23 protein-coding genes are annotated in these 26,221 nt (G+C 73.9%); 7 read left to right on the top strand and 16 right to left on the bottom strand.

Translation table 11 applies throughout. The features are described 5' to 3' along the window. The first annotated feature begins 55 nt into the window (after positions 1 to 55). Positions 56 to 688: a 2-C-methyl-D-erythritol 4-phosphate cytidylyltransferase gene (locus Ae331Ps2_RS09695; protein ID WP_198932236.1), complete on the top strand. Its 633-nt coding sequence runs from the start codon at positions 56 to 58 to the stop codon at positions 686 to 688. Here the strand turns inward: Ae331Ps2_RS09695 and Ae331Ps2_RS09700 are convergent. Next, positions 681 to 2,327: a GMC oxidoreductase gene (locus tag Ae331Ps2_RS09700; RefSeq protein ID WP_139318884.1), complete on the bottom strand. Its 1,647-nt coding sequence runs from the start codon at positions 2,325 to 2,327 to the stop codon at positions 681 to 683. The two genes, Ae331Ps2_RS09695 and Ae331Ps2_RS09700, sit on opposite strands and share 8 nt — an antisense overlap. A 117-nt stretch (positions 2,328 to 2,444) precedes the next feature. On the opposite strand from Ae331Ps2_RS09700, the gene Ae331Ps2_RS31885 reads away from it, so the two are divergent. After that, positions 2,445 to 3,011 (top strand): TetR/AcrR family transcriptional regulator, encoded by a 567-nt coding sequence (locus tag Ae331Ps2_RS31885; RefSeq protein ID WP_175581819.1) that lies wholly within the window; start codon positions 2,445 to 2,447, stop codon positions 3,009 to 3,011. Between the two features lie 7 nt (positions 3,012 to 3,018). Here the strand turns inward: Ae331Ps2_RS31885 and Ae331Ps2_RS09710 are convergent, their stop codons facing one another. After that, on the bottom strand, positions 3,019 to 4,206 hold the full coding sequence (locus tag Ae331Ps2_RS09710; RefSeq protein ID WP_075309371.1) for a class I SAM-dependent methyltransferase: 1,188 nt from the start codon (positions 4,204 to 4,206) through the stop codon (positions 3,019 to 3,021). 74 nt (positions 4,207 to 4,280) lie between these two features. Next, entirely contained in the window at positions 4,281 to 5,462 is a 1,182-nt protein-coding gene (locus Ae331Ps2_RS09715; protein WP_075309369.1) for an N-acetylmuramoyl-L-alanine amidase, read from the bottom strand. Between the two features lie 254 nt (positions 5,463 to 5,716). Between Ae331Ps2_RS09715 and Ae331Ps2_RS09720 the strand changes: the two genes are divergently transcribed. Then, positions 5,717 to 7,555: an acyl-CoA dehydrogenase gene (locus Ae331Ps2_RS09720; protein ID WP_075309367.1), complete on the top strand. Its 1,839-nt coding sequence runs from the start codon at positions 5,717 to 5,719 to the stop codon at positions 7,553 to 7,555. Positions 7,556 to 7,621: 66 nt separating this feature from the next. On the opposite strand, the gene Ae331Ps2_RS09725 is transcribed toward Ae331Ps2_RS09720, so the two are convergent. From Ae331Ps2_RS09725 to Ae331Ps2_RS34195, 9 genes are all read right to left on the bottom strand, one after another. Then, positions 7,622 to 8,047 carry a CBS domain-containing protein gene (locus Ae331Ps2_RS09725; protein ID WP_075309365.1) on the bottom strand — a complete coding sequence of 142 codons (426 nt, stop codon included), beginning with the start codon at positions 8,045 to 8,047 and terminating at the stop codon, positions 7,622 to 7,624. A gap of 97 nt (positions 8,048 to 8,144) precedes the next feature. Next, a complete protein-coding gene (locus tag Ae331Ps2_RS32475; protein ID WP_075309363.1) occupies positions 8,145 to 10,694 on the bottom strand; it encodes a VanW family protein in 2,550 nt (849 codons plus the stop codon). Positions 10,695 to 10,820: 126 nt separating this feature from the next. Then, positions 10,821 to 11,141, bottom strand: coding sequence for a co-chaperone GroES (locus Ae331Ps2_RS09735; RefSeq protein WP_075309361.1), 321 nt, complete (start codon positions 11,139 to 11,141; stop codon positions 10,821 to 10,823). 196 nt (positions 11,142 to 11,337) lie between these two features. Further along, positions 11,338 to 12,528, bottom strand: coding sequence for an ATP-binding protein (locus Ae331Ps2_RS09740; protein ID WP_020621976.1), 1,191 nt, complete (start codon positions 12,526 to 12,528; stop codon positions 11,338 to 11,340). Positions 12,529 to 13,134: 606 nt separating this feature from the next. Beyond that, positions 13,135 to 13,644 carry an FxsA family protein gene (locus tag Ae331Ps2_RS09745; protein WP_075309359.1) on the bottom strand — a complete coding sequence of 170 codons (510 nt, stop codon included), beginning with the start codon at positions 13,642 to 13,644 and terminating at the stop codon, positions 13,135 to 13,137. A gap of 91 nt (positions 13,645 to 13,735) precedes the next feature. Beyond that, positions 13,736 to 15,562: a dihydrolipoamide acetyltransferase family protein gene (locus Ae331Ps2_RS33130; protein ID WP_075309357.1), complete on the bottom strand. Its 1,827-nt coding sequence runs from the start codon at positions 15,560 to 15,562 to the stop codon at positions 13,736 to 13,738. A 10-nt stretch (positions 15,563 to 15,572) separates the two neighbouring features. Further along, the gene (locus Ae331Ps2_RS09755; protein ID WP_051050475.1) at positions 15,573 to 16,541 is read right to left on the bottom strand and encodes an alpha-ketoacid dehydrogenase subunit beta; all 969 of its coding nucleotides are present in this window, start codon (positions 16,539 to 16,541) and stop codon (positions 15,573 to 15,575) included. 15 nt (positions 16,542 to 16,556) lie between these two features. After that, on the bottom strand, positions 16,557 to 17,771 hold the full coding sequence (gene pdhA / locus Ae331Ps2_RS09760) for a pyruvate dehydrogenase (acetyl-transferring) E1 component subunit alpha (RefSeq protein ID WP_075309355.1): 1,215 nt from the start codon (positions 17,769 to 17,771) through the stop codon (positions 16,557 to 16,559). A 226-nt stretch (positions 17,772 to 17,997) separates the two neighbouring features. Next, positions 17,998 to 18,363, bottom strand: coding sequence for an antitoxin (locus tag Ae331Ps2_RS34195; RefSeq protein WP_064485518.1), 366 nt, complete (start codon positions 18,361 to 18,363; stop codon positions 17,998 to 18,000). A 208-nt stretch (positions 18,364 to 18,571) separates the two neighbouring features. Between Ae331Ps2_RS34195 and Ae331Ps2_RS09770 the strand changes: the two genes are divergently transcribed. From Ae331Ps2_RS09770 to Ae331Ps2_RS09780, 3 genes are read left to right on the top strand one after another with little or no spacing between them, the layout of a single operon-like run. Then, a complete protein-coding gene (locus Ae331Ps2_RS09770) occupies positions 18,572 to 19,507 on the top strand; it encodes an ABC transporter substrate-binding protein (RefSeq protein WP_075309353.1) in 936 nt (311 codons plus the stop codon). Further along, positions 19,500 to 20,420: an amino acid ABC transporter permease gene (locus Ae331Ps2_RS09775; protein WP_075309351.1), complete on the top strand. Its 921-nt coding sequence runs from the start codon at positions 19,500 to 19,502 to the stop codon at positions 20,418 to 20,420. The genes Ae331Ps2_RS09770 and Ae331Ps2_RS09775 overlap by 8 nt, the downstream gene beginning before the upstream one ends. Positions 20,421 to 20,425: 5 nt before the next feature. Next, the gene (locus Ae331Ps2_RS09780; protein WP_043282125.1) at positions 20,426 to 21,178 is read left to right on the top strand and encodes an amino acid ABC transporter ATP-binding protein; all 753 of its coding nucleotides are present in this window, start codon (positions 20,426 to 20,428) and stop codon (positions 21,176 to 21,178) included. On the opposite strand, the gene Ae331Ps2_RS09785 is transcribed toward Ae331Ps2_RS09780, so the two are convergent. From Ae331Ps2_RS09785 to Ae331Ps2_RS09800, 4 genes are read right to left on the bottom strand one after another with little or no spacing between them, the layout of a single operon-like run. Beyond that, positions 21,175 to 21,756: a peroxidase-related enzyme gene (locus Ae331Ps2_RS09785; RefSeq protein WP_075309349.1), complete on the bottom strand. Its 582-nt coding sequence runs from the start codon at positions 21,754 to 21,756 to the stop codon at positions 21,175 to 21,177. The two genes, Ae331Ps2_RS09780 and Ae331Ps2_RS09785, sit on opposite strands and share 4 nt — an antisense overlap. A 10-nt stretch (positions 21,757 to 21,766) precedes the next feature. Continuing rightward, positions 21,767 to 22,432, bottom strand: coding sequence for a response regulator transcription factor (locus Ae331Ps2_RS09790; RefSeq protein WP_075309347.1), 666 nt, complete (start codon positions 22,430 to 22,432; stop codon positions 21,767 to 21,769). Beyond that, positions 22,429 to 23,742, bottom strand: a complete 1,314-nt coding sequence (locus Ae331Ps2_RS09795; protein WP_075309345.1) for a sensor histidine kinase — start codon at positions 23,740 to 23,742, stop codon at positions 22,429 to 22,431. The genes Ae331Ps2_RS09790 and Ae331Ps2_RS09795 overlap by 4 nt, the downstream gene beginning before the upstream one ends. Before the next feature lie 35 nt (positions 23,743 to 23,777). Then, positions 23,778 to 25,757: a serine hydrolase domain-containing protein gene (locus tag Ae331Ps2_RS09800; protein ID WP_075309343.1), complete on the bottom strand. Its 1,980-nt coding sequence runs from the start codon at positions 25,755 to 25,757 to the stop codon at positions 23,778 to 23,780. 122 nt (positions 25,758 to 25,879) lie between these two features. On the opposite strand from Ae331Ps2_RS09800, the gene Ae331Ps2_RS09805 reads away from it, so the two are divergent. Further along, a complete protein-coding gene (locus Ae331Ps2_RS09805) occupies positions 25,880 to 26,218 on the top strand; it encodes a hypothetical protein (protein WP_075309341.1) in 339 nt (112 codons plus the stop codon). The last annotated feature ends 3 nt before the right edge of the window (positions 26,219 to 26,221 follow it).

The raw sequence follows: 26,221 nt of genomic DNA on the forward strand, positions 1-26,221 counted from the left end.
GAGGCTATCGGGTGCGGTGTCCGGTTCCCCCGGCGGTCCCGGCAGGATCACCGGAGTGCGGGACCACGTGTGGGCGATCGTGCTGGCGGGCGGCCGGGGGCTGCGCTACGGCCGGTTGAAACAGCTCGACGAGCTGGCAGGGCACCGGCTGGTCGACCACACCGTCGCCGCCGCCCGGCGCACCTGCGACCGGGTCGCGCTGGTGCTGCCGTCCGGTGTGGACTGGGACGGCGAGCCGGTCGACGCGCTCGCCGTCGGCGGCGACCACCAGTCCGAGTCACTGCGTGCCGGGCTCGCGGTCGTGCCCGGCGACGCCGGGATCCTGGTGCTCGCCGACCCGGCACACCCGCTCGCCGCGGACCGGATCTTCACCGACGTCGTCGACGCCGTGCGTGCCGGAGCGGACGGGGCGGTGCCGGTCGTCCCGCTGCTGGAGGTGGTGCAGCGGGTGGTCGACGGCGTCGTCGTCGAGACCCTCCCGAAGCAGGACGCGGTGATCACCCAGTCACCGCAGGCGTTCCGGGCGGACGTGCTGCGGGCCGCGCACGCCGACGCGCCCCGGCCGGTGGAGAACTCCGGGATGCTCGCCGCGCTGGGCCACCGCGTGGTGACGGTGCCGGGGGACCCGGCGAACCTGCACGTGGCGAGCCCGGAGGACCTGGCCGTCGTCCGGCGGCTGGTCAGATGAGCGTGCCGACGTCCTGGGCGATCAGGTCGTCGGTGGCGCGCTCGACGACGGCCGCGATCGTCATCGACGGGTTGCAGGCCGCCGTGGTGCCCGGCATCAGCGACCCGTCGAGCACGTAGAGCCCGCGCTGGCCCTGCACCCGGCCCGCGACGTCGCAGACCGTGCCGATGCACGCACCGCCGAGCGGGTGCCAGGTCGTCGGCACGGCGTAGGTGGTGTCGACGAAGGTGCCGCGCACGCCGGTGATGCGGGCCATCCGCTCGTGGATGCGCGAGGTGAGGGGCGCGTCGCCGTCGAGCGGCCACTGCACGACGCCCTCCTGGCGCACCGGGTCCCAGGTGACGCGGCCGCGGCCGGCGCTGACGCCGTAGCCGACGATCATCGTGATGGTGCGGCCGAGCCCGAGCGGCAGCGGCGGCAGCGACGCCTGGATGACCGTGTTCGCCGATGCCGGGTCCGCCCAGTCCTTCGTCCCGAACACCACCGGCCCGCCCTGCACCGGGCCGAAGTCCTCGACGGGGGAGACCCAGGTGCAGATCCGGTCGCCGTTGGTGCCCCAGTTCTCGCCGAGGGCGTCGGGCAGGTCCGGGATCGTGTCGTGCGCGCGGGCGCGCAGCAGCAGCCGGTTGGTGTTCTGCGTCCCCGCGGCGAGCACCAGCGCCGGAGTCGTGATGATCTTCTTCTCCTGGATGGTGCCGGTCTCGTCGATCCGGTCGACGTGCACCTCCCAGCGCCCGTCGGCCGCCCGGATGACGTCGGTGACCTGGTGCAGCGTCGCGACGGTGACCCGGCCGGTCGCCTCGGCCTCGGCGAGGTAGGTGACGTCGACGGTGTGCTTGCCGCCGTTGTTGACGCCGAACGACGCGTCGCCGTTGGTGTAGGCGGGCTTCATCTCCCCGCGCAGCTCGGCAAGCGCGTAGTCCCAGTCGATCGGCATCGGGATCTTCTCGACCTCGTAGCCGGCGGCCTCGGCGCGGTCCCGGAACACCCGCGACGAGCGGTAGGTGGGGGAGTTGATCAGCTCATCGGGTGCGGTTTCCAGGCGCAGCATCCGGGCGACCCGCGGGTAGTGCTCGCGGGCGAGCACGTCGTAGTCGAGCTCACGCGGCATGGTCGCGGCGAACACCTCGGCGGTCGGCTGCAGCGTCATGCCCTGGTAGAGCAACGACCCGCCACCGACGCCCGCCGCGCAGAACACGTCCATGCCGTTGCCGCCGACCCGCTCCAGCAGACCGGTGTAGCGGCCGGGGGACAGCGGGACCGCGCCCGGGGTGCTCCGGGTCGGCCGCCCGAGCAGCACCGACAGCGGGTTCGGCGGCCCGTCCAGCGGGTCGACGACGGTGTCGAGCCAGAACAGCCTGCGGTCGGGATTGGTCAGGACCCGCGGGAAGGTCTCCGCGTTCGGGCCGGTGACCCAGCGCCGACCGCGCTCCAGCACGAGCACCGGCACCCCGGCCTGCGCCAGGCGCAGCGCGGTGACCCCGCCGCCGAAGCCGGACCCGACGACGACCACCCGGTGCTCCTCGCGGGTGACCGCGATCCGGCCGGGCGCCGCGGCGGCGACCCCGCTGCCCAGCAGCCCGAGTCCTGCGGCACCTGCCGCGCCGGCGAGGACGGTCCTGCGGCTGATCGTGCGCACGTGAGCCTCCCGTGGGCCGGATGGACACCTGTCCATCGGGTGCGGTGACCGTAGCGCAGTTCCCGCGACCCTCGGTACCGGGTTCGGTACGTCGGGGCGCGCACTACCCTGGAGCCGGTGGACGAGGCGATCCTCCGGCCCAGCGAGGTCGCACCGGCGACGCGTGCCCGGCTGCTCGACGCGGGTGGCGCGGAGCTCGCCGAGCACGGTGCCGACGTGCTCACCGTGCGCCGGGTGGCCCGCCGGGCCGGGGTCTCCCCGGCGACCGCGTACAAGGTGTTCGGTTCGAAGGAGCACCTGCTCGCCGCGGTGTTCGTGACCCACCTGCGCGCCGCGCCCGGTGAGGAGCCGGACGACCGGCTGCCGGTGGAGGAGCGTGTCGCCGGCTACGTCGACGGTCTGGTCGCCGCCCTGGCCGGGAACAGCGCACTGGACAGCGCACTGCGCGTGGTGTTCTTCGGGCACGACCCGGCAGCCCGCCGGATCCGGGACTCGGTGATCGACGACTTCCAGGACCGGTTCGACCGCGTCTGCGGTGACGACCTGTCCGGCCCGGCCCGGCGCACCGCGCGGCTGCTGCTCGCCGGGGCGTTGGTGCTCACCGGGATCGGCCTCGACGACCCCGCCGACGCCCGCGCCGAGCTCGCCCGCGCGGTGCGCGAGCTGCGCGACGCGGACCGGTGAGCGGGGCTCAGACCGCGAGCAGCTCCGTCGACCCGAGCCCCAGCTCGTCGAGCGTGGCCCGCACCTCGCCGGTGTAGACCGGGTTCATCAGCAGCACCGACCGCGGCGGGGAGTCCAGCAGGTCCTTCGGCGCGCGGATCGGCAGCCCGAGCCCGCCCATGAAGCGGCCCTGCAGGCCGGGGTTGATGTCGACGACCGCGCCGACCGCGCCGGTCCCCTCCGCCCTGCCCTCGACGACGTTGAGGAAGGTCAGCCCCTTCGCCCCGCCGCCCCAGACGACCACCTCGTCGCCGGTCGCGGCCCGGCCGCCCAGCCACTCCCGCCAGCGTCCGACCTGGTCCGACACCCGGGTCGCGAAGTCCAGGCAGGCGCCGCGCAGCGCGTCGCGCAGGTGCGGCTCCAGCGCGGGCGCGCCCGGGGTCCCGTCCGGCCCCGCCTCGGCGACGACGTACTGGTCGGCATAGGTCAGCCGCACCTGCGGGTCGGAGAAGCCGACCCCGGCCAGGAACGTCCGCATGGTCGCCGGCGTGAAGTAGGAGCAGTGCTCGTACTGCAGGTCCCAGAAGGCGCCCTCGTCGAGGATCCGGCCCAGGTCGGGCACCTCGGCGAGCAGCGCCCGACCACCGCCGCGACGCAGCCCGGCGTACAGCTCCGCGCCGAAGACGGCGAGGTCGGGGATGTGCTCCAGGGTGTGCCGGCAGACCAGGGCCGCGGTGTCCGGCTCGACCTGGTCACGGGCGAACTCCGCGGGGACGGCGGTGAGCCGGTCCGCGAGCTCGGGCCGGACCCGCTGCGGCACGAAGTGCGGGTCGATCCCGGTGACCCGGCCGACGCCGGCGCCGAGCAGCTCGGCGGCGAAGTCACCCGACCCGCAGCCCACCTCGACGACGTGCCGTCCGGCCAGGCCGAACCGCGCCACCCAGTCCGCGGTGATCTCCGCGGCGTAGGCGGCGAAGCGGGGGGAGTGGTGCTGGGACTCCTCGTGGTCGCCGGTGTAGTCGAGCAGCCCCGGGTCGAAGTCGCGGTTGAACACCAGCCCGCAGCACTCGCAGAGCACGAGCACCTGGTCACCGGTGGCCACCGACCGCGCCGAGACCGGGTCGGGGAGCACCGCGGTGCCGTGCACCGGCAGCCCGGTCACCGAGAAGAACGGATCGCTCGCGGGCGCGTCGCACGCGGGGCAGCGGTTCAGCACCGGGCGAGACTAGCGGCAGTCCGTCACCCGTCCGTGCGGGTGCTCTCCGCCCGCACGGGGCCCGCGCGTGGCCCTCAGCGGTTCAGCACGCCCTGCGGGTCGTGCGCGTCCGGGACGGGACTGCCGGAGGTCCCGAGCAGCTTCTGCCACTGCGGGTGGTCGACGACGTCGGGCACGCTCTCCACCCGTCGCGCCGCCGCGAGCACCTCGACCGCACGGGCGGCGTCGCCCTCGGCGCCCGCGCGCACCGTGCGGGCCAGCTCCGGCCAGGTCTCCCCGCCGAGCAGGCCGTTGACGTCGTCGGCGCGGTGCGCGCGCTGGAACTCGCTCACCGCGGCCGCGGTGCGGTCGTCGAACCGTCCGTCGGGCTTCCCGGTCAGCGACCCGGCGTCGCGCAGCAGGTACTGGGCCGCCTCGACGATCGGTCCGCGGTCGCCGGTGCGCAGCAGCGGCCAGCTCGCCTTGGTCGCCTCGGTGCGGGAGAGCCGCCTGCCCAGCAGCCCCGCCACCTCACGACGCAGCCGGGGCAGCGCGGCGTAGAGACGGTCGCCGGGGCAGAGGGTGTTGCGGTAGTCGCGGTGGCCGTAGAGCTCGGTCGGGGCGATGCCGTAGCGCAGGCAGATGTAGGCGCAGGTGATGCGCAGCAAGTTCCACAGTGCCGGCGTCGGGTCGACGCCCATGTAGGTGCCCTCGTTCTCGATGCCGATCGCGATGACGTTCTGGCCCGGCGAGTGCGCCCCCTCGACGACGCGGCGGCCCCCGTTGAGCTCACCGAGGCTCCAGAGCCTGCCCTCCAGCACGTGCCCGCCGCGCGAGATGGTGAAGTGCTGCCCGGAGTCGAGCCAGCCGTTCCGGTCCATGTGGTAGTTCTGGATCGCCCTCGCCATCCGGTGCGCGGCGCCGACGCTGTAGTCGGTCGTGTTCGCCCCGGCCGTGTGGTGGACCAGGATCCGGATCGGACGCCGGTCCCAGATCTTCGGCGCGGACTTGGGCTTGCGCGCACCCCACTCGAAGCAGCGCGCGATGAACGGGATCGGCACGCCCTCCACGAGGGGGCCGGCACCGGCCGGTCCGGGCATGCCGTCCGGCCCCGGGACCGCCGACGGACCGGGCACCGGGTCGGTGGCGGGCGGGGCGGGGTCGGTGGCCGGCGGCGGCCCGGCGAACGCCCGGCCGGGCAGGACCAGGCCCGCGCCGACGACCGCGCCACCGACCAGCAGCCCGCGGCGACTCCAGCTCTGCCCCGGCTCGCCCATCGCTGCTGCCCCCCATCGGCCGCACCGAGCCGGTACCGCCTTCGTCACACACGCCACATCCGTCCCGTGCGACTCCGCATTCTCTCGGTTCACGGGAGAAGTACGGCGCGGGCGCGCCGGTCGAGCGCGTCACACGGGTGAGCGGTCCCGACCCGCACCTGCGCCCTTGCCTGGGTTACCCGTCGGTAATACTCTGGAGTCAGTTACCGGCCGGTAAGTCGATCGGCCCTGGCACGAACGGCGGTGAAGGACGGATGGGCCACTACAAGAGCAACGTGCGCGACCTCGAGTTCAACCTCTTCGAGGTGTTCGAGGTACAGAACCACCTCGGGACGGGGCCGTTCACCGACGTCGACGTCGACACCGCCAAGGGCGTGCTGTCGGAGCTGTCGACCGTCTGCACCGGACCGCTCGCGGAGCACTACGCCACGATCGACCGCAACCCGCCGGTCTTCCACCCCGAGGACCACACGGTCACCACCCCGCAGGAGCTCAAGGACGCCTACAAGGTCCTCTGGGACGGCGAGTGGTGGCGCCTCGGCCTGCCGAACGAGCTGGGCGGCATGGGCATCCCGCCGTCGGTGCAGTGGGCCGCCGCCGAGCTGATGTGCGGCTCCAACCCGGCCATCTTCATGTACATGGCCGGCCCGAACTTCGCCTCGATCCTCCACAAGAACGGGAACGAGGAGCAGAAGCGCTGGGCCCAGCTGATGATCGACCGGGGCTGGGGCGCCACGATGGTGCTGACCGAGCCGGACGCGGGCTCGGACGTCGGAGCCGGCCGGACCAAGGCGATCCAGCAGGACGACGGCACCTGGCACATCGAGGGTGTGAAGCGCTTCATCACCTCGGCCGAGCAGGACTTCACCGAGAACATCATGCACCTGGTGCTGGCTCGCCCCGAGGGCGCGAAGCCGGGCACCAAGGGCCTGTCGCTGTTCCTCGTTCCGAAGTTCCACTTCGACACCGAGACCGGTGAGCCGGGCGAGCGCAACGGTGCCTTCGTGACCAACGTCGAGCACAAGATGGGCCTCAAGGCCTCCACGACCTGCGAGCTGACCTTCGGGGCGCACGGCACCCCGGCCGTCGGCTGGCTGCTCGGTGACGTGCACGACGGCATCGCCCAGATGTTCCAGGTCATCGAGTACGCCCGGATGATGGTCGGCACCAAGGCCATCGGCACCCTGTCGACGGGTTACCTCAACGCGCTCGAGTTCGCCAAGGAGCGCGTGCAGGGCGCCGACCTGACGAAGATGACGGACAAGACCGCGCCGCGCGTCACGATCACCCACCACCCGGACGTCCGCCGCAGCCTGATGCTGCAGAAGGCGTACGCCGAGGGCCTGCGCTCGGTCTACATCTACACCTCGACCTTCCAGGACAGGGTGCGCCTCGGCGACGAGGGCAGCGGGATCAGCACCGAGCTGGCGGAGAAGGTCAACGACCTGCTGCTGCCGATCGTCAAGGGTGTCGGCTCCGAGCGCGCCACCGAGCAGCTCGTGCAGTCGCTGCAGACCCTCGGCGGGTCCGGCTTCCTCCAGGACTACCCGATCGAGCAGTACATCCGGGACGCCAAGATCGACTCCCTCTACGAGGGCACCACCGCGATCCAGTCCCAGGACTTCCTGTTCCGCAAGATCGTCCGGGACAACGGCCAGGCGCTCGCGCACGTCGCGGGCGAGATCCAGGCGTTCATCGACTCCGAGGCGGGCAACGGCCGGCTCAAGGAGGAGCGCGAGCTCCTGCGCACCGCGCTCACCGACGTGCAGGGGATGCTCGGCACGCTGACCGGCTACCTCTACGCCTCCACCAAGGACGCCACCGAGCTGTACAAGGTCGGCCAGCACACCGTGCGGCTGCTCATGGCGGTCGGCGACCTGCTCGTCGGCTGGCTGCTGCTGCGTCAGGCGACCGTCGCGCTCGCCGCACTGGGCACCGACGGCGTCCCGGCGAAGGACCGGGCCTTCTACGAGGGCAAGGTCGGCGTCGCGACGTTCTTCGCGAAGTCCGTGCTGCCCCGTCTGACCTCGGAGAAGGCGATCATCGCGAACGCCGACAACGCGCTCATGGAGCTCGACGAGGCCTCGTTCTGATCTGGTTCCCATGACGAAGGGCCCCGGGTGCGGACTCCCCGCCCGGGGCCCTTCCTCGTCGCGCCGCTACTGCGCGATGTAGCTCTCCAGCTGCTCGCGCTCCTGCTCGAGCATGTCCATCCGGGCCTTGACCAGGTCGCCGATGGACACGATCCCGGCCAGCGCCCCGTCGACGACGACCGGCAGGTGCCGCACCCGGCGGTCGGTCATGACCCGGGCGAGGTCACCGACGCCGTCGCCGGGCGAGCAGGTGACCACCTCGGTGGTCATCACCTCGGCCACCCGCGCGTCGAGCAGCGCGGCGCCGTGGCTGTGCAACCGGCGCACCACGTCCCGCTCCGAGACGATGCCGACCAGCCGGTCGCCGTCGACGACCGGCAGTGCGCCGAGGTTCCGCTCGGCGATCGCCCGGAGCACCTCGACCACCGGGGCGTCCGGTGCCACGGTGCTCACCGCGCTGCCCTTGCTCCTCAGAACGTCCGCGATGCGCATTGGGGGTACCCCGATCCCTCGCTGTCCGACGGCTGGAGGGATCAGGGTACGAATGTGACGTGGGTTACGTCATCCCCCGGACTGGACCATCACCGGATCAGCCGCCGCACTGCACGATCGGCTGCGGGTTGTACTTGACCGTGCGGGTCTTGCTCGTCGTCTCCCCGGTCTGGACGTTGCGCATGGTCCGGGTGTCGGTCGCGGTGAAGCCGGGCGAGCCCTTGCTGGGGCTGCACGGCTGACCGGCCGGGATGTTGACGACCTGCGGCTGGGTCGGGTTGGTCCGCGGCCCGGTCGTCGAGGTGACGTCGTACATCTTCTGGCCGACGAACGAGACGGTGACGTTGCTGGGCGTCCACGCCGTGCGGATCAGCACCGGAGTGGGGCCGTCGTTGCGGAACTTGACGTCGATGAGGTCGTCGAAGACCGTCGCCTCACGGGCCACCGGGTAGCGGCTGATGTAGTAGCTGTGTTCCTTGTGCTCGATGTCGGTCATGCCGGCGAAGTACGACGCGTTGTACAGCGTCGTCGCGAGCTGGGAGACACCGCCGCCGACGCCGCGCGCCGGGTGGCCGTCCTCGATGATGCCGGCCTCGACGTAGCCGTTGGCGGCGTTGCGGGGGTTGCTGACGGCGTTGAGGCTGAACGTCTCGCCGGGCTGCACGATCTGGCCGTTGATGGCCTCGGCGGCACGCTTGATGTTCTGCCCCGAGTCGGCGGCGAACCCGCCGGTGGTGAACGTCGAGATCTCGGTCGCGTTGCCCAGCGACTGCAGGTCGGCGGTGGTGATCTCGGCCGGCTTGTTCGCGTAGACCGCGGCGACGGTGCGCTCGCCCTGGCCGGTGAGGATCGGCAGCACGTTCGCGAAGGTCGCGTCGTAGTCGATGCCGCGCCCGTCCTGCGACGGGACGACCCGCGGCGGGGTCGCGGCGAAGTCGAGCTGGGCGTCGACGCCGGGCTTCTCGGTGCTCGCCAGCTGCGGCGCCGCGATGTCCTCGAGGGTCTTGTTCGCGATCACCGGCTTCAGCTTCACCGGGCCCTGCGGGTCCGCGGTGAAGCTGAGCGCGGTGGTGATGTCCTCGGGGGTGATGGTCGCGTTCGCGCCCTCACCGGTGATCGTCAGCGGACCGGCGACGGCGGGCTTGGCGACCTCGTCGATGGCCTTCTGCACGTCGGCCGGGGTGGTGATCGCCTGCTCGACGATCAGCGGCAGCTGCACCGGCTCGCCGGAGGCCCACTGCTCCTCGACGACGCCGACGGCCGCGTCGACGTCGAGCTGCTGGCCCGGCTCCGGCGCGACCGGCATCGGGGTGACGCCCTGCCACTGGACCGAGCCCTCCTTGGGCTCCTTCATGACCAGCGGGGCCATCTGTTCGAGCGCGGTGCGCACGGCGCGGTCGTCGGCGGAGTTGACCACCCCGACCTCGCGGGTGGTGAAGAACGAGGAGATCCGGGTGATCGGGTTCAGCGGCTGCTCGCCCGCCTCGTCGAGGGTGCGCGCGTAGTCGACCTGCAGGCCCGCGGCCTTCGGATCGATCTCCGAGCGGACCTCACCGGCCTGGACCGGCACCGGCGCGCCGGCACGCGGCTCGATCGCCGCCTGCAGCGTCTCGGTGGCCTGGGCCCGCGACATGCCCCCGATCTGCTGACCGGCGACGACGACGCCGCGCGGCACGCTGCCGGAGCTGAGCACGAGGTCGCCGACGTAACCGAGGGCGAGCACACCGAGCGCTGCGGCCGCGACGATCAGGCCGACCGGGCGCTTGCGCTGCGGGCCGTCACCGCTCTCGCCGTCACCACCCTCGTCGCCGCCGCCGGGACCACCGGGGCCGCCCGGCCCACCCGGACCGGTCGCGGCCGCGGGGCCCGCGGCACCGAACGCGCCGGCGCCGAGGACCGCGGTGCCCGCGCCAGGGCCGCCGGTGTGGATGCGGGCGGTCTGCTCGCCAGCGCCGCCCGCGGGCGCCGCCGCGGACGCGGCGGGGGTGACCCGGGGCAGGACCTGGGTGCGCTGCTCGCTGAGCGGGGGGACGCGGACGGTGTCCTGATCCCGGCCATCGGGGGCGGCGGGGACCGGGCGGGTCGGGTCCTGTCCACCGGAGGTCCGGGGGCCGGGCTCCGACGCGGCGGGCGCCGGGGCACCACCGGCCTGCGGTGCGGTCGTACCGGGATCCTGCCGCGGCGCCGGGCCGGGCTGCGGGGCACCGGTGCCCGGGCGCTGCGGGGACGGCTGGTGCCCGGCGGGCGACGGCGCGGCCGGGTCCTCGGCGGTGGTGGCCTGCCCGACGACGGTGCGGGCCGCGGGGGACTCCGGCGGCGCCTGCTCGGCGGCCTCGGCCGGATCGGCGGGCCCGGACGCGTCGGCAGCCGGAGTCTCGGCGCTCCGGGTCTCAGCGGCCCGGGTCTCGGCGGCCGGGGCCTCGGCGGCGCCCTGCGGCGCGTTGGTCCCCTGCGCGGCGGCGGAGGCGGCTGTGGCGGGGGCGGCTGTGGCGGGAGCGGCTGCCGCGGGACCGGGCGAGGGACGGCGGGCGGGCATCACGGGGCGACCGGCACCGGCGGCGTCGCCGTTCGGCTGGTCTCCCGGCTCCGGCGCGGCCGTCACCGGCTGCTCGTCCGCGTCGTCGGACGAGGGAGGGCGCTCGGGCATGACGTGGGACTTCCTTTCCGCACTGCCATCGACTCTGTCATCGAGGCCGACGTCGCCGCCTGCGTCGACACCGCCGTCGAACCGGGTGGGCCGCGGGTCCGTGCGGACCGGCGCGACCCGGGGGGATCAGAGGTAGAGACCGGTCCCGTGCTGGGTGGCCTCGGAGGCCACCGCGTGCAGATCCCGCTCGCGCATGACCAGGTGCCCGACGCCGGCGATCTCGACCTCGTACTGGTCCTCCGGGGCGAGCAGGACGCGGTCGCCGGCCTTCACCGTGCGCACGTGCTGTCCCACCCCTACCACCTCTCCCCAGACCAGACGCTTGGCGACCTGTGCGGTTGCCGGGATCACGATTCCGGCCGAGCTCCGTCGCTCGCCGGGACCCTCGACCCTCTTGATCATGACTCGGTCATGGAGCATCTGGATCTCGAGTTTGGGCTCGGCCACCGGGCCGATGCTACGGGTGGCCCCTGACGCCCCCGGCAGCGCCCGGGGCGGGCGACAGCCTGCCCCGAACGTGGAACGCCCCGCGGCGCTACCGAGTCGGGGGTCGGGTGGCGCCGCGGGGCTCAGCAGGGGTTTCGCACTGCCACGACGACCCGTTACACCGCAAACAGTTTTCACTCGTCCGGAGCAGCGGGGCTCAGGTGTTGGCGAGCAGGTACCGCCCGAAGTGCGGCACGGTGAAGGCGATCTGCCCGCGCTGGGCCGAGAACACCAGGCCCTTCTTGAGCAGGCTGTCGCGCGCGGGGGACAGCGACGACGCCCGCCGGTCCAGGTGCTTGGCGACCAGCGACGTCTCGACGGGGTGGTCCTCCCCGTCGGTCAGCTCGGCCATCGCCCGCAGGTACTCCCGCTCGGCGGGCGTCGCCCGCTCGAAGCGGGAGCCGAAGAAGCCGACCGCGAGCTCGGCATCGGCCTCGGGGGCGGCCATCTCGACGTCCTTCGCACCGATCGGGCTGGTCGGCGCGGCGTCCCAGGCGGCCTTGCCGTAGGCCTGCACGAAGTACGGGTAGCCGCCCGAGCGGACGTAGAGGTCGTCGAGGGCCTCCTGGTCGAAGGTCGCGTCCTCCCGCTCGGCGGGGGCGATCAGCGCGAAGTCGGCGTCCTTACGGTCCAGCCGGTCGATCCGCGAGTACTTGAACAGCCGTTCCGAGTAGGACTTCGACGCCGACAGCACCGCGGGCAGGTGCGGCAGCCCCGCCCCGACGACGACGAGGGGCACCCGGGCCTGGGACAGCTCGTGGCAGGCGGCGCAGAGCGCCGAGACGTCCTCGGGCCGCAGGTCCTGCATCTCGTCGATCAGCAGGGCGATGCCGGATCCGACGTCCTGGGCGAGCTCGGCGACCTCGGTGAACAGCTCGACCAGGTCGATCTCGATGTCGCCCGAGTCCGCGCGCCCGTTCTTCACCGGCACGTCGATGCCGGGCTGCCAGCGCTCCCGCAGCTTCGTCCCCTCCGGCGACGACCGGAGCGCGAACGCCTTGAGCACCCCCAGCACCTCGTCGATGCGCTCGGGGGCACGGTGCCGGACGGCGAGGTCGCGGATCGCGCGGTGCAGCGCCGCGGACAGCGGACGTCGCAGGTCGGCGTCCGGCCGGGCCTCGATCTTCCCGGCGCCCCAGCCGGCGTGCATCGCCATCGAGCGCAGCTCGCCGAGCAGGACCGTCTTGCCGACGCCGCGCAGCCCGGTGAGCACCAGGCTCCGCTCCGGGCGACCGCGGGCGACCCGTTCCAGGACGATCTCGAAGGCGTCCACCTCGCGGTCCCGACCGGCCAGCTCGGGCGGGCGCTGACCCGCGCCGGGGGCGAACGGGTTGCGCACCGGATCCATGCGACGACGGTATCCGCCGATCTTCGGAATTCCGTAGACGACGGCGGCGTGTCGCCTGCCCGCCACCCGGGCGGCCCAGCGACGCCGATAATCACTCAGCGTGGTCACACTGCCCGTCCGGGCCGGTTCCGACATCGCCCGTGGGGTCCGTCGCGAACGCACCGTGCGAGTGCGGCCGGTGAATGCCCGCGTCGTCGTCACGATCCGGTGGCCCATACCCCGCGACCTTCCGCGACCGCTGCTGACCAGCAACACTCTGCTGTGTGCACCACCCTGTCGCACGTGACTACGCCCGGGAGGAGAGCGCCGTGGGTCGACACCGAGGACGGCACCGCGCCGACCGGATGCATCACTCCACGCTGCGGATGAAGCCGATCACGCTGCGTCGCCGGAGGCTGGAGAGCCTGCGCACTCTGCTCGCAGGAGCGCGCCCCGGCTGGTGAGAGGGACGGCGGGGACGCCCCCGAACGTCCCCGCCGTCCACCACCCCGGCCCGAGGCGTGCCGCGCCCGGCCGTCGCACCCCTGGTGCCGCCGTCGCACCCGCCGCACGGGGTGCGGAGACCGCGTGCGGGGTGCGCCGGGCGACCACGGGCCCGGTGACGGGTCAGGTGCGGTCGGGACCGTCCACGACCTCGCCCTCGACGACCGGGCCGGCGCCCGCGGCGGGACCCGCGATGCGCGGGTACACGGTCGCCGTGCGCGGCTCGGTGACGGTCTCCCCCTCCACCACGGTGGCGCCGTAGCGGATCCGCGCGGTGCGCAGACCCGGTGCGGCCCGCTCGGCGGCGCTCACCATGCGACGCCGGACCAGGGCCCGGGTCGGGGGGAACACCAGGGCGAGGCCGAGCACGTCGGTGATCAGGCCCGGCAGGAAGATGAGGATGCCGCCGACGGCGACGAGCAGCCCGTCGGTCGCCTCCTCGTGCGCCAGCTTCCCGCGCTGCACCGCGGTGGCGAGCGCGCGGGCGGCGCGGACGCCCTCCCGACGGGCGAGCAGGAGCCCGAGCACGGACCCGGCGAGCAGGACCAGCAGGGTCCAGCCCAGCCCGATCCACGCGATCAGCCCGGCGAGCGCGACGATCTCGAGCACGACGTAGAGCAGCACGAACGGCATGCCCGTACAACGCACGGGCACGCCGTTCTGCTCCCGGATCGCCCGAATTCCCCGGATCGATCTCCGGGGGCACTCGGATGATCTCCCCAGGTCACCAGGTGAGGGCGACCCCGGGGTCGTGCAGCAGCGCGCCGACGTCGGCGAGGAACCGCGAGCCCTCGGCCCCGTCGACGAGGCGGTGGTCGAACGACAACGCCAGCCGGCACACGGTACGCACGACCAGCTCGCCGTCGACGACCCACGGGGCGGGCTTGATCGACCCGACGGCGAGGATCGCGGCCTCGCCGGGGTTGATGATCGGCGTCCCGATGTCGACGCCGAGCACGCCGACGTTGGTGATGGTGAACGTGCCCCCGACCAGGTCGGCCGGGGCGGTCCGGCCCGCCCGTGCGGTGTCGGTGAGCGTCGTGAGCGCGTCGGCCATGCCGCGCAGGGTGAGGGTGTCCGCGTCGCGGATCTTGGGGACGACGAGCCCGCGCGGCGTCGCGGCGGCGATGCCGAGCTGGACGCGGGCGTAGTAGACGATCTCGCCGGCCCGCTCGTCCCAGCTGGCGTTGATCGCCGGGGTCCGCGCGGCGGCCAGGCAGGCGGCCTTCGCGACGAACGCCAGCGGGGTCAGCTTGACCCCGGCGAACTCGCGCGAGGCCCGCAGCCGGTCGCGCAGGGCCATCGTCTCGGTGACGTCGACGTCGAGGAACTCGGTGACGTGCGGCGCCGTGAACGCGCTCGCGACCATCGCCGCGGCGGTGGCCTTGCGGACGCCGCGGATGGGCTCGCGGCGGTCCTCGGTGGGTCGGGTGGTGGTGGCGCTCGCGCCCGGCCCGGCCGGAGCCCCCGCCGACTCCCCGGCGCCCTGGCCGGCGACCCCACCCTGGGCGGCGGCAGTCTGACCGGCAGCGGTCCGGCCGGCGGCACCCGGGGCAGCGGCGCCCGCGACAGCGGCTCCGGTGACACCTCCGGCGGCCCCCGCCGCGACGGGGCCCCCGGCGACCGACGCCCCGGCAGCGGACGTCCCGGCAGCGAATGCCCCGTCCTCGGATGCCCCGACATCGGATGTCCCGGCGGCGGATGTCCCGGCGGCGCGGCCGTCGACCGCAGCGTCGTTCCCGGCGTCCGTGAGCCCGGCACCCGTCGCGGCGGCGTGCACGTCCTCACGGGTGATCCGGTCGTCGCGCCCGGTCCCCGTCACGGTCCGCAGGTCGACGCCCAGCTCTCGCGCGAGCAGGCGGACCGGTGGTGGGGCGAGGGGGACCTGCGCGGCCTGCGGCCCGACGGCGTCACCCCCGGCCCCCGTGTCGCTGCCCTCCGGCAGACCGGTGGACGTCACGGGAGCGGCCTGCTCGGGCGACCCGAGCGACTGCTGGGGCGACGGGACCGGGGACGCGCCCGACCCCGATCCACCCGGCCCCGATCCACCCGGGCGCCCGGAGCCACCGGAGTCTGCCCCGACGGAGCCGTTCGCCGCGACGGACCCGGCGGACGGCTCGGCGGAGGCTGTGGGCGCGACGGGTGCAGCGGAACCGGTGGACGCGGCCGAGGCGGCGGGATCGCGCCGGGGCCGTCGCCGCGCGGAGCCCTGCCGCGGCCCGTACCCGACGAGCGTCGCGAGCCGCCCGTCCTTGCCCGCCTCGCCGATCTTGGCGCCGGCATCGGCGTCGGGGTCGGAGTCGTGCGCGGACCCAGCGGTGTCGATCGCGATGATCGGCGTCCCCACCGCGACGGTCGCGCCCGGCTCGACCAGCAGCTCACCGACCGTCCCGGCCCACGGCGAGGGCAGCTCCACGGCCGCCTTCGCCGTCTCGATCTCCACGATGACGTCGTTGACCGCGACCGTGTCCCCGGGCGCCACCCGCCAGGTGACGATCTCGGCCTCGGTCAGCCCCTCGCCGACGTCGGGCAGCTTGAAGTGCTCACGCATGTGCTCGTCCTCACCAGGCCAGGGAACGGTCGACGGCGTCGAGGACCCGGTCCAGGTCCGGCAGGTACTCCTCCTCCAGCCGCGACGGCGGGTAGGGCGTGTCGAAGCCGGTCACGCGCAGCACCGGCGCCTCCAGCGAGAAGAAGCACTCCTGCTGGATCCGGGCGGCGACCTCCGAGGTCACCGACGCCTCCGGGGGCGCCTCGGACACCACGACCAGCCGTCCGGTGCGCCGCACCGACTCCGCGACCGGGCCGAGGTCGAGCGGGGACAGCGACCGCAGGTCGATCACCTCGAGGTCGCGGCCCTCCTCGGCGGCCGCCCCGGCGGCGTCGAGGCAGGTCCGCACCATCGGCCCGTAGGTGGCCACGGTCAGCGTCGAGCCCGGCCGCACCACGCGCGAGGCGTGCAGTGGGAAGGCCGAGCCCAGGTCGGTGGCGGCGTCGAGCTCGCCCTTCTCCCAGTACCGGCGCTTCGGCTCGAAGAAGATCACCGGGTCGTCGGAGACGATCGCCTGCTGGATCATCCAGTGCGCGTCGGCCGGGTTCGAGCAGGTGACCACCTTGAGGCCCGCGACGTGCGCGAACAGCGACTCGGGCGACTCGGAGTGGTGCTCGACGGCACCGATCCCGCCGCCGTAGGGGATCCGGACGACGACCGGCACCGGCACCCGGCCCTGCGTCCGGTACCGCAGCTTCGCCAGCTGGGACACGATCTGGTCGTAGCCGGGGAAGACGAACCCGTCGAACTGGATCTCGCAGACCGGGCGGAACCCGCGCACCGCGAGTCCGATCGCGGCGCCGATGATCCCGGACTCCGACAGCGGGGTGTCGAGCACGCGCTGCTCGCCGAAGTCCTTCTGCAGACCGTCGGTGATGCGGAAGACGCCGCCGAGCCGGCCGACGTCCTCGCCCATGACGAGCACCTTGGGGTCGCGCTCCATCGCGGCACGCAGCCCGTCGTTCAGTGCCTTGGCCATCGTGGTCGGCACGGATCAGCCCTCCTGGTCGGCGAACGACGCGTGGTAGGCCAGGAACTCCTCGCGCTGGCGCTCCACCGTCGGCGACGGCTCGGCGTAGACCTGGGAGAACATCCGCTCCGGGCCGGGTTGGGGCATCGCCCGGCAGAAGGCCCGCATCCGCTCGCCCAGCGCGTCGGCCTCGGCATCGACGGCGTCGAAGAAGTCGGCGCCGACGCCGTGCCGCCGGGCCAGGTGCACCCGCACCCGCTCGATCGGGTCCTTGAGCTTCCACAGCTCGACCTCGTCGGCGAGCCGGTAGCGGGTCGCGTCGTCGGAGGTGGTGTGGGAGTCCATCCGGTAGGTGAACGCCTCGATCAGCACCGGGCCGTTGCCGGTGCGGCACTCGTCGAGCGCCCAGCGGGTGACGGCGAGGCAAGCCAGCACGTCGTTGCCGTCCACCCGGACTCCGGGGAAGCCGTAGCCGCGGGCGCGCTGGTAGAGCGGCACCCGGGTCTGGCGCTCCGCGGGCACCGAGATCGCCCACTGGTTGTTCTGGCAGAAGAAGACCAGTGGCGCGTCGTAGGCGGCGGCCCAGACGAAGCCCTCGTGCACGTCGCCCTGGCTGGTGGCGCCGTCGCCGAAGTAGCAGATGGTGGCCTCACCCGTATCACCGTCGGCGGTGCCGACACCAGCGACACTGCCGCCCACCTTGGACTCGAAGCGCTGGCCCATCGCGTAGCCGGCGGCGTTGAGGCACTGGTTGCCGATGACGATCGTGTACGGGTGGAACCGGGTCGCGACCGGGTCCCAGGTGCCGTGGTCGGTCCCCCGGAAGATGCCGAGCAGCTCGGTCGGGTCGACCCCGCGGCACCAGGCGACGCCGTGCTCGCGGTAGCTGGGGAAGCACATGTCCTCGGGCGCGAGCGCGCGGCCGGACCCGACCTGCGCGGCCTCCTGGCCGAGCAGCGGCACCCAGAGGCCGAGCTCTCCCTGACGCTGCAGGGAGTTGCCCTCGCGGTCGGCGCGCCGTACCAGGACGAGGTCGCGGTAGAGCGACCGCAGGTCCTCGGCGGTGATGTCGGCGGCGTAGCGGTCGAACCGCTCGTCCGGCACCCGCTCACCCTCGGGGGTGAGCAGCTGGACGAGCTCGGGCCCGCCCTCGTCGACGCCCTTCAGCCCCGCGACGACCTGGTCGTGGCTGGGCCGCGACCGCGGATCGGTCGGTATCCACGCCTGGGGTTCGTCCACGGCAGACCTCCTCGGTCGCACCGGGCGGGGTCGCGCCCGGGAGCGTCGGCTCCGGGCCCGCGCGGGTGGTGCGGCCCCGGGACGCGCAGGCGCGTCACCGCCGATCCTGGCACGTCACCGGCCCCGAGGAGAACCGGTGCCCCGCAGGTCGACGCCTGGACGACGGACCGTCGGACGTCCACATACGACGGTCCCGGCGCCCGGCCGGGACCGTCGTGGAAGGAGGTCAGGCGCCGTGCGGACGCTCCGGGTTCGGCGGCGGGAACGCCGGGGGCTGCTGCGGGGTGCGCTGCGTCGGAGCGTCGGCACCGCCCGCCGGGTACGGCGGGTTCCCGGCGGCCGCGCGGGGCGGGGCGGGCGGGGTGGTGCCCGGCGAGCCGAAGCCGTAGCCGGGCTGCGGGATGCCCGCGGCGTCCTTCGCCTTGCGGGCGGCGCCGGCGATCTGGTTCGTGTACTTGCCCTTGGTCTGCTTGTCGACGAACTGGGCGGCGGAGTCGAGGGCCTTGCCCGCCTGGTCCGGGTGGGACCGGGCGTAGCGGCGGGCGGCCTCCACCGCGCCGGCCAGGACGGTGAGCCTGCGGAACAACGACATCGTCGAGGACCTCCGTGACGGTGGGGCGCCGCGTCGGTGCCGCGACGCCCGGTCGTCGCACCAACAGTAGGCGAACGTGCGCGGACCGGCGCGGGCTCGCGGCGTCATGGGACGAGCACGTAACGGATCGGCCGCCAGGCGGCGGGAACCACTCCCCAAGTGGCAGGATCCCCGCCGTTCGACCCGGCATCATCTGGAAGGCAACCGCATGACGACCGCGAGGACCCGCAGTGTCCGCTCCCTGACCGGGATCGCACTGATCGCACTGACCGCATTGGTCCTGGCCGGCTGTGGTGCCGGCGGCGACGGCAGCGGGGGAGGCGGCTCCGCCGGAGCAACCGGTACCGACGCCCCGATCCCGGCCGTCGCCAAGGACGACCGGCTCGCCGCCCTCGTCCCCGACGAGGTCAAGCGGGACGGCACGTGGGTCGTCGGCACCGACCCGACCTACCCGCCGAACGAGTTCACCGCGCCCGACGGCACGACGATCATCGGCATGGACGTCGACCTGGGCACCGCGGTCGCCCAGAAGCTCGGCCTGACCGCGAGGTTCGAGCAGAGCCAGTTCTCCGGGATCATCCCGGGCATCACCGGCGGCCGCTACGAGGCGGGCATCTCCTCGTTCACCGTCAACTCCGAGCGCACCCAGGTCCTCGACATGGTCAGCTACTTCTCCGCGGGCACCAGCCTGGCGACCCGCAAGGGCAACCCGGACGGGATCGACCCGAACGACCTCTGCGGCAAGGCGATCGGCGTCCAGCAGGGCACCGTGCAGGTCGAGGACGTGCAGGCCCGCACCAAGAAGTGCACCGACGAGGGCAAGCCGGCCATCCAGATCACCGAGCTGCAGGCACAGACCGACGTGACGCTCGCGCTGAACTCGAACCGGATCGTCGCGATGCTCGCCGACTCCCCGGTCGCCGCCTACGCGCAGACCACCACCAACGGTGCGGTCGAGGTCGTCGGGCAGCCCTACGACACCGCGCCGTACGGCATCGCGCTGAAGAAGAACGACGGCCAGTACGCCCAGGCCGTGCAGGGCGCGGTCCAGTCGCTGATCGACGACGGCACCTACAAGCGGATCCTCGACAAGTGGAACGTCGGCAACGGCGCGATCCCCACGTCCTCGGTGAACGGTGGCTGAGCCGGCGACCACCGGCGCCCGACCCGAGCCCCGCGACGCGATCGGGGTCCGGCACCCCGGACGGTGGATCGCGATCGCGGTGCTCGCGGTCCTGGGCGCGATGCTGGTCAACTCGCTGCTGACCAACGAGAACTTCGGCTGGCCGGTGGTCGCGCAGTACCTGTTCGCCGGCCCGGTGCTGAACGGACTCGCGAACACCCTGGTCCTGACCGTGCTGTCGATGCTGATCGGCATCGTCGGCGGGATCGGGCTGGCGGTCATGCGGCTGTCGCCGAACCCGGTGCTGTCCGGGGTGTCCGGGGTCTACCTGTGGCTGTTCCGCGGCACCCCGCTGATCGCCCAGCTGCTGTTCTGGAGCTTCCTGTCCTCGCTCTACCCGAACCTGTCGCTCGGCATCCCGTTCGGCCCCGAGTTCGTCGTGTTCGACACGAACTCGCTGATCACGCCGTTCCTGGCGTGTCTGCTGGGCCTCGGGCTGAACGAGGCCGCCTACATGGCCGAGATCGTGCGCGGTGGCATCCAGTCGGTCGACCAGGGCCAGAGCGAGGCCGCCGGAGCACTCGGCATGACCCGCGCGCAGACCCTGCGCCGGGTCGTCCTCCCGCAGGCGATGCGGGTGATCATCCCGCCGACCGGCAACGAGACGATCGGCATGCTGAAGACGACGTCGCTGGTCGTCGTCATCGGCTACACCGACCTGCTCACCTCGGTGCAGCGGATCTACTCGACGAACTTCCAGACCATCCCGCTGCTCATCGTGGCCGCGGCCTGGTACCTGCTGCTGACCTCGCTGCTCACCGCCGGTCAGCGCGTCGTCGAACGCCGCTACGGCCGCGGTGTGGCCGGTGCGGTCACCGAGGCGACCCCGCTGGTGCGGCTGTTCTCGTTCCGGACCGGAGGGAAGACCTCGTGACCCCGATGGTGCGAGCCGAGTCGGTCGGCAAGAGCTTCGGCGACGTCGAGGTGCTGCGCGGGGTCGACCTCGTCGTCGAGCCGGGGCAGGTGTGCTGCGTGATCGGGCCGTCCGGCTCGGGCAAGTCGACCCTGCTGCGGTGCATCAACCACCTGGAGACCATCGACACCGGACGGCTGTGGGTCGACGGCGAGCTGATGGGGCTGCGCGAGGAGAACGGGAAGCTCTACCGGCTCCGCGACTCCGCGCTCGGCCGCCAGCGCCGCGAGGTCGGCATGGTGTTCCAGCGGTTCAACCTGTTCCCGCACCGCACCGCGGCGGAGAACGTGATGGAGGCGCCGGTCGTCGTGCGCCGCGAGTCCCGGGCGGCCGCGCGCGAGCGGGCGGTCGAGCTGCTCACCCGGGTCGGGCTCGGCGACCGCGCCGACGCCTACCCCGCGCAGCTGTCCGGCGGGCAGCAACAGCGGGTGGCGATCGCCAGGGCGCTGGCGATGCGGCCGAAGCTGATGCTGTTCGACGAGCCGACCTCGGCACTGGACCCGGAGCTGGTCGGTGAGGTGCTCGACGTGATGCGCGAGCTGGCCCGGGAGGGCATGACGATGGTCGTCGTGACCCACGAGATGGGCTTCGCCCGCGAGGTCGGCGACGCGCTGGTCTTCATGGACGACGGTCGGATCGTCGAGTCCGGTGACCCGCGCGCGGTGCTGTCGGACCCGAAGGAGGAGCGCACCCGCGCGTTCCTGTCGAAGGTGCTCTAACCGCGGGGGATGCGTCCCATCAGGAAGAACTCCGGGTTGGGGCGCAGCGCAGTCAGGTGCGCGAGCCGGTTCGACATCGCGAACAGGGCGGTGATCGCGCCGACGTCCCAGATCTCGTCGGAGGTCAGGCCGGCGGCGCGGGCGTCGTCGAGATCGGCCTCGGTCAGCGACTCCGAGCTCCGTGCGACCAGCAGGGCCAGGTCGACGATCGCGCGCTCGCGCTCCGACAGCTCGACCGCGTAGGGGTTGGTCGCGACGCGGTCGGCGATCTCCGGGTCCTTGTACCGGATCCGGAGGATCGCCCCGTGCGCGACGACGCAGTAGGTGCAGTTGTTGGCCCCCGAGGTGGCGACGACGACCAGCTCGCGTTCGGCCTTGGACAGTCCGTCGTCGGAGTCCATCAACGCGTCGTGGTAGTCCAGGAACGCCCGCAGCTCCCGCGGGCGCCGGCCCAGAGCGCAGAACACGTTGGGGACGAACCCGGAGCGCTCGGCGATCGCGCCGATCCGCTCCGCCAGGTCCGGCGGGAGCCCGTCGAGGTCGACGTGCCCGAACCTGCTCACCTCGTGCTGTGCCATGTCCCGGACGCTAGTCGGGATCGGGCGCCGCGACCCCCGTCCGATAGGCCCACACGACGGTCTGCAGCCGGTCCCGGGTGCCGATCTTCGCCATCGCCCGGCCCAGGTGCGACTTCACCGTCGACGTCTCGACGACCAGCTCCTCGGCGATCTCGGCGTTGGAGAGCCCGCGGGCCAGCATCCGCACGATCTCGGTCTCCCGCGGCGTCAGCGGGGCGACCCCGCCGTCGGGCGCGGTGTCCGGGGCGGGGCGGCGCCGCGCGAACTCGGCGATCACCCGGCGGGTGACGGCCCGGTCGATCAGCCCGTCGCCGCGGGCGAGACGGCGGACGGAGTCGACGAGGTCGTCGGGGTGGGTGTCCTTGAGGACGAACCCGCTCGCGCCCGCCTCCAGCGCGCCGAACACGTAGTCGTCGAGGTCGAAGGTGGTGACGACGAGGACCGCGGGGACCGGGTCGTCGAGGCCGGTGATCTCCCGGGTCGCGACGAGCCCGTTCCCGCCGGGCATCCGGACGTCCATGCAGACCACGTCGGGCCGGTGCGCGCGCGCCAGCGCGACCGCCTCCGGCCCGCTCGCCGCCTCGCCGACGACCTCGACGTCGCCGGCCAGCTCCAGGAACATCCGGAACCCGGCCCGGACGACGGCCTGGTCGTCGGCCAGCAGCACCCTGATCACGCGCGTCCTCCTCCGGTCTCCGGGCCGGGGTCGTGCGGGACGACCAGGCGGACCTGCCAGCCGCCGTCGTCGGTCCGGACCGCGGAGAACGTCCCGCCGACCAGCTGCGCGCGCTCGCGCATCCCGGCCAGCCCGAACCCGCGGGTGCCCGGGGCGTCGGCGGAGGGCGCCGGGGTGCCGCGCGCCGGCCCGTTCACGACCTCGACCGCGACCCGGTCGTCGGCGTGGGTCACCGTCACCCGGACCGGGGCGCCGGGGGCGTGCTCACGGGCGTTTGCCAGCGCCTCCTGCACCACCCGGTAGCAGGTGACGTCGGCGACCGGGGACGGCTCGCCCGGGTCCCCGCGCCGGACCAGCTCCACCGGACCGCCCAGCTCACGGGCCTGCTCCACGAGCCCGTCGAGCTCGGCGAGGCCGGGCACCGGGGTGTCGGCCTCGGCACCGCCCGCCCCCGGCTCCCGCAGCGCCCCGACGACCAGACGCAGGTCGTGCAGGGTGCGGCGACCCTGCTCCCGCAGCCGGGACGCCGTCCGCCGCGCCTCGTCCGGGTCCCGGTCCACCAGCCGCTCGACCACCGCGGCCTGCACCACCATCGCCGACAGGTGGTGCGCGGCGACGTCGTGCAGCTCGCGTGCCATCCGGGCCCGCTCCCGGGCGACGGCGGCGTCCGCCCGTTCCCGGTACGCCGCGACGACACCGGCGGTGTGCACCCGGTCCAGCTCGGCGTAGCGCCGCCGGGTCCGCAGGTACACACCGAGCAGCAGCGGGCCGCCGTAGACCAGGACCGCCGACAGCACCTGCGAGGCGGCCAGTCCGCCCGCGCCGAGCAGCGCGTCGCCGGACGGGCGTACCGCGATCCCGGTGAGCACCACGGCCGTCTCGACGACCGCCGCTGCGCCGACCAGGGCCCCGGCCCGGCGCGCCGGGAGCCGCGACCCGCAGGTGCCGGCCGCGATCGCCGTCGCCGGGCCGCGCAGCGCAGCACCCACCGGCATCAGGACGACGTTCACCAGCCCCAGCCCGACCGTCAGCGCCAGACAGAGCGCGGGGGCGGTGCGGCGCAGCGTCAGCAGCAGGTTCTGCACGGTCACCACCCCGAGTGCCAGCGCCACCGTGCCCGGCGCGAGACCCAGCTCCGCGGCCGGGCCCGGTGCCAGCACCACCGGGGTGACCACCGCGAGCGTCCCGGCCGCGACGAGCACCGCCAGCGCGGCGTCGCGGCGTCGCGGTCCGGCCAGGCCGAGCGCGGTGAGCCGGGCGTCGAGCCGTTCCGCGACCGTGCGGGGTGGCGGTTCGGGGTGCGGGTGCATGGGGTCTCCGGCCTCGGGTGGGGTGATCGTAGGGCTCAGTAGGTGAGGCTCGGCAGCAGCAGGCCCGCCACGACCGCCACCACCGCGATGCCGGCCAGGGCGAGCAGCAGCACCACCCGGCCGGTCACCGACCATGCGCCGGCCCTGGCGCGCAGTGCGGTGACCACCCCGGCCGCCGCGACGGGCACGCCCAGCACCCCGATCCACTGGAGCACCTGGAGCCCGCGCAGCACAGGGAGCGGCACCTCGCCCAGCGACGCGATCGTGAGCACCGAGACCACCCAGCCCGTGAGCGCGACGAGCGCCGCGAGCGCCGCGGCCCGGGTGAGACCGTGGGCGACCCGGTCGGCCCGCGGCCGGGTCGCGACGACCACGCCGTACCGGCGGCGCCACAGGGCCCCCGCCGGCCGGGCGACGAGCGCACCGAGGAGCACCGCGACCGAGCCGGCCAGCACCGTGCCGAGCAGCGTCGCGTCACGCAGCGGGCCGACCGGCAGCTCGGTGAACGCCGCATCGTGGCCCAGCGCGGTGACCCGGCCGTCGGCGTCGGTGCGCACGGTCAGCAGCCGCTGCCCGCCCACCTCCCGCCACAGCCCGGGCCGGACCTCGGCGTAGGCGGCGGGGCGGACGTCGTTCGGGGCGGGCGAGACCAGCAGCGTGCCGTCCGGCCGAGCCGCCACGCGCATCTGGGCCAGCAGGTTCATCGCCCCCATGAAGGTGCTCTCCGACCGCCGGGCCGACTCGTAGGTCCCCGCGATCGCGGCGGCCCTGGCCGGGGTGCCCGCGTCCGGAGCCGGTGCCGGGCCCGCCGGACCGGGGAGGTAGCGGTCGGTGAACCCCTCGGTCACCGCCCGCCGCAGATCCAGGGTGTCCGCGCCGCCGCGACCGCTGCTGTTCGTCGTGACGAACACGCCGATCCGCTCGGCCGGGTACAGCTGCAGGTGCGAGTGGAACCACTGGGTGTCGCCGCCGTGGCCGAGGACGAGGTGGCCGTTGCGGCTCTCGTCGAACAGCCCGAGTGCCATCCGCGGGCCGTCGGCGAGCGCGCCGAGGGTGTCCGGGCCCAGCGCCGGGCGCTGCATGAGTGCCCACGCGGCGGGGGAGAGCAGCGGGGTCGAACCGGGTGCGCCGAGCAGGGCCGAGGCGAACCGGCCCATGTCGGCGGCCGACGCGCTCAGCGACCCCGCCGGGGCCGGGCTGACGAACTCGAACGGCATCGGCGGGGCGTCGACGCTGGTGTGGCCGTCCGACATCGTCGCGGCGGCGGCCGCGGGCAGCGGCTGGTCGAAGGTCGCGGTCGTCATCCCGGCGCGGTCGAGCACCTCGCGCTGCACGTACCGTTCGAAGGGCTCGCCGGTGACCCGCTCGACGACGTGCCCGGCCAGGCCGTAGCCGTAGTTGGAGTACGACGGCACGGTGCCGGGGGTGCTGACCTGCTCGGGCGGGTCGGTGGCGAGGAACTCCCGCAGCGACGGGCCACCCGGCCCGGTGCGGATGAGCCCGCGGATCTGCTCCTCGAAGCCCGCGGTGTGGCTCAGTAGGTTCCGCAGGGTCACCGGGCCGCGGGGCATCGGCACGTCGATGTCGAGATGGCGGCGGACGTCGGCGTCGAGGTCGACGAGGCCGCGGTCGGCGAGCTGCAGCACGGCGACCGCGGTGGCCACCTTCGACACCGACCCGACCCGGAACAGCGTCCGGCCGGGATCGACCGGCGTGCCCGGTCCGGCCGAGCCGTAGCCGCGGGCGGCGAGCACATGCCCGTCCCGTACGACGGTGACCGCGGCCCCGGCGATCCCGCTCCGGTCGAGCGCGGCGGGGACGAGGCCGTCCAGCCAGGCGCCGACGTCGGCGGCGGTGAGCGGGGCGGTCGGGACGGCCGTCCGCGGAGCCGGGTCGGGGGCCGGTGCGGCCGGGGCCGCACAGCCACCGACCAGGGCCGAGACCAGGAGGACGAGCAGGGCGACGGTGGCGGCGCTGCGGCGGGGCGGGCCGCCGGTCCGGCGTGCGGTGATCATGTCGTCGAGCCTCGCCGGAACGGGCCCCCGGCACATCGGGCGCAGGTCGGCACTGCGGCCTACGACCTCCGACGGAGACGGCTCTTCCGCACCCGCGGCCCGATCCGGGACCATGTCGCGCCATGGGAGTCCCGGAGCAGGTCCGCACGCAGCTCGCGACCTGGTGCACCGAGCAGGTACCCGACGGCGAGAGCGACCGGCGCCGGATCGCCTACACCACCGCCGGCAACACCGTCACGATCCTCGACCGGCGGCCGCCCGCGTTCCCGGAGCTGGGTGCGGCATGGTCGTCGACGGCACTGGCGCAGCTGCGGGTCGACGACCCCGGGCCGGGCAGCTGGACGCTGTACCGCGTCGCCGACCCCGGCTCGGGGCAGCGCTGGCAGCCGGCGGGGCCGCCGGACACCGACCCGTTCGTGCTGCTCGCGCGGGTCGCCGAGACGCTCCGCGCGAGCAGCTGACGC

This window comes from Pseudonocardia sp. Ae331_Ps2, assembly GCF_001932405.1.
Lineage (GTDB): Bacteria > Actinomycetota > Actinomycetes > Mycobacteriales > Pseudonocardiaceae > Pseudonocardia.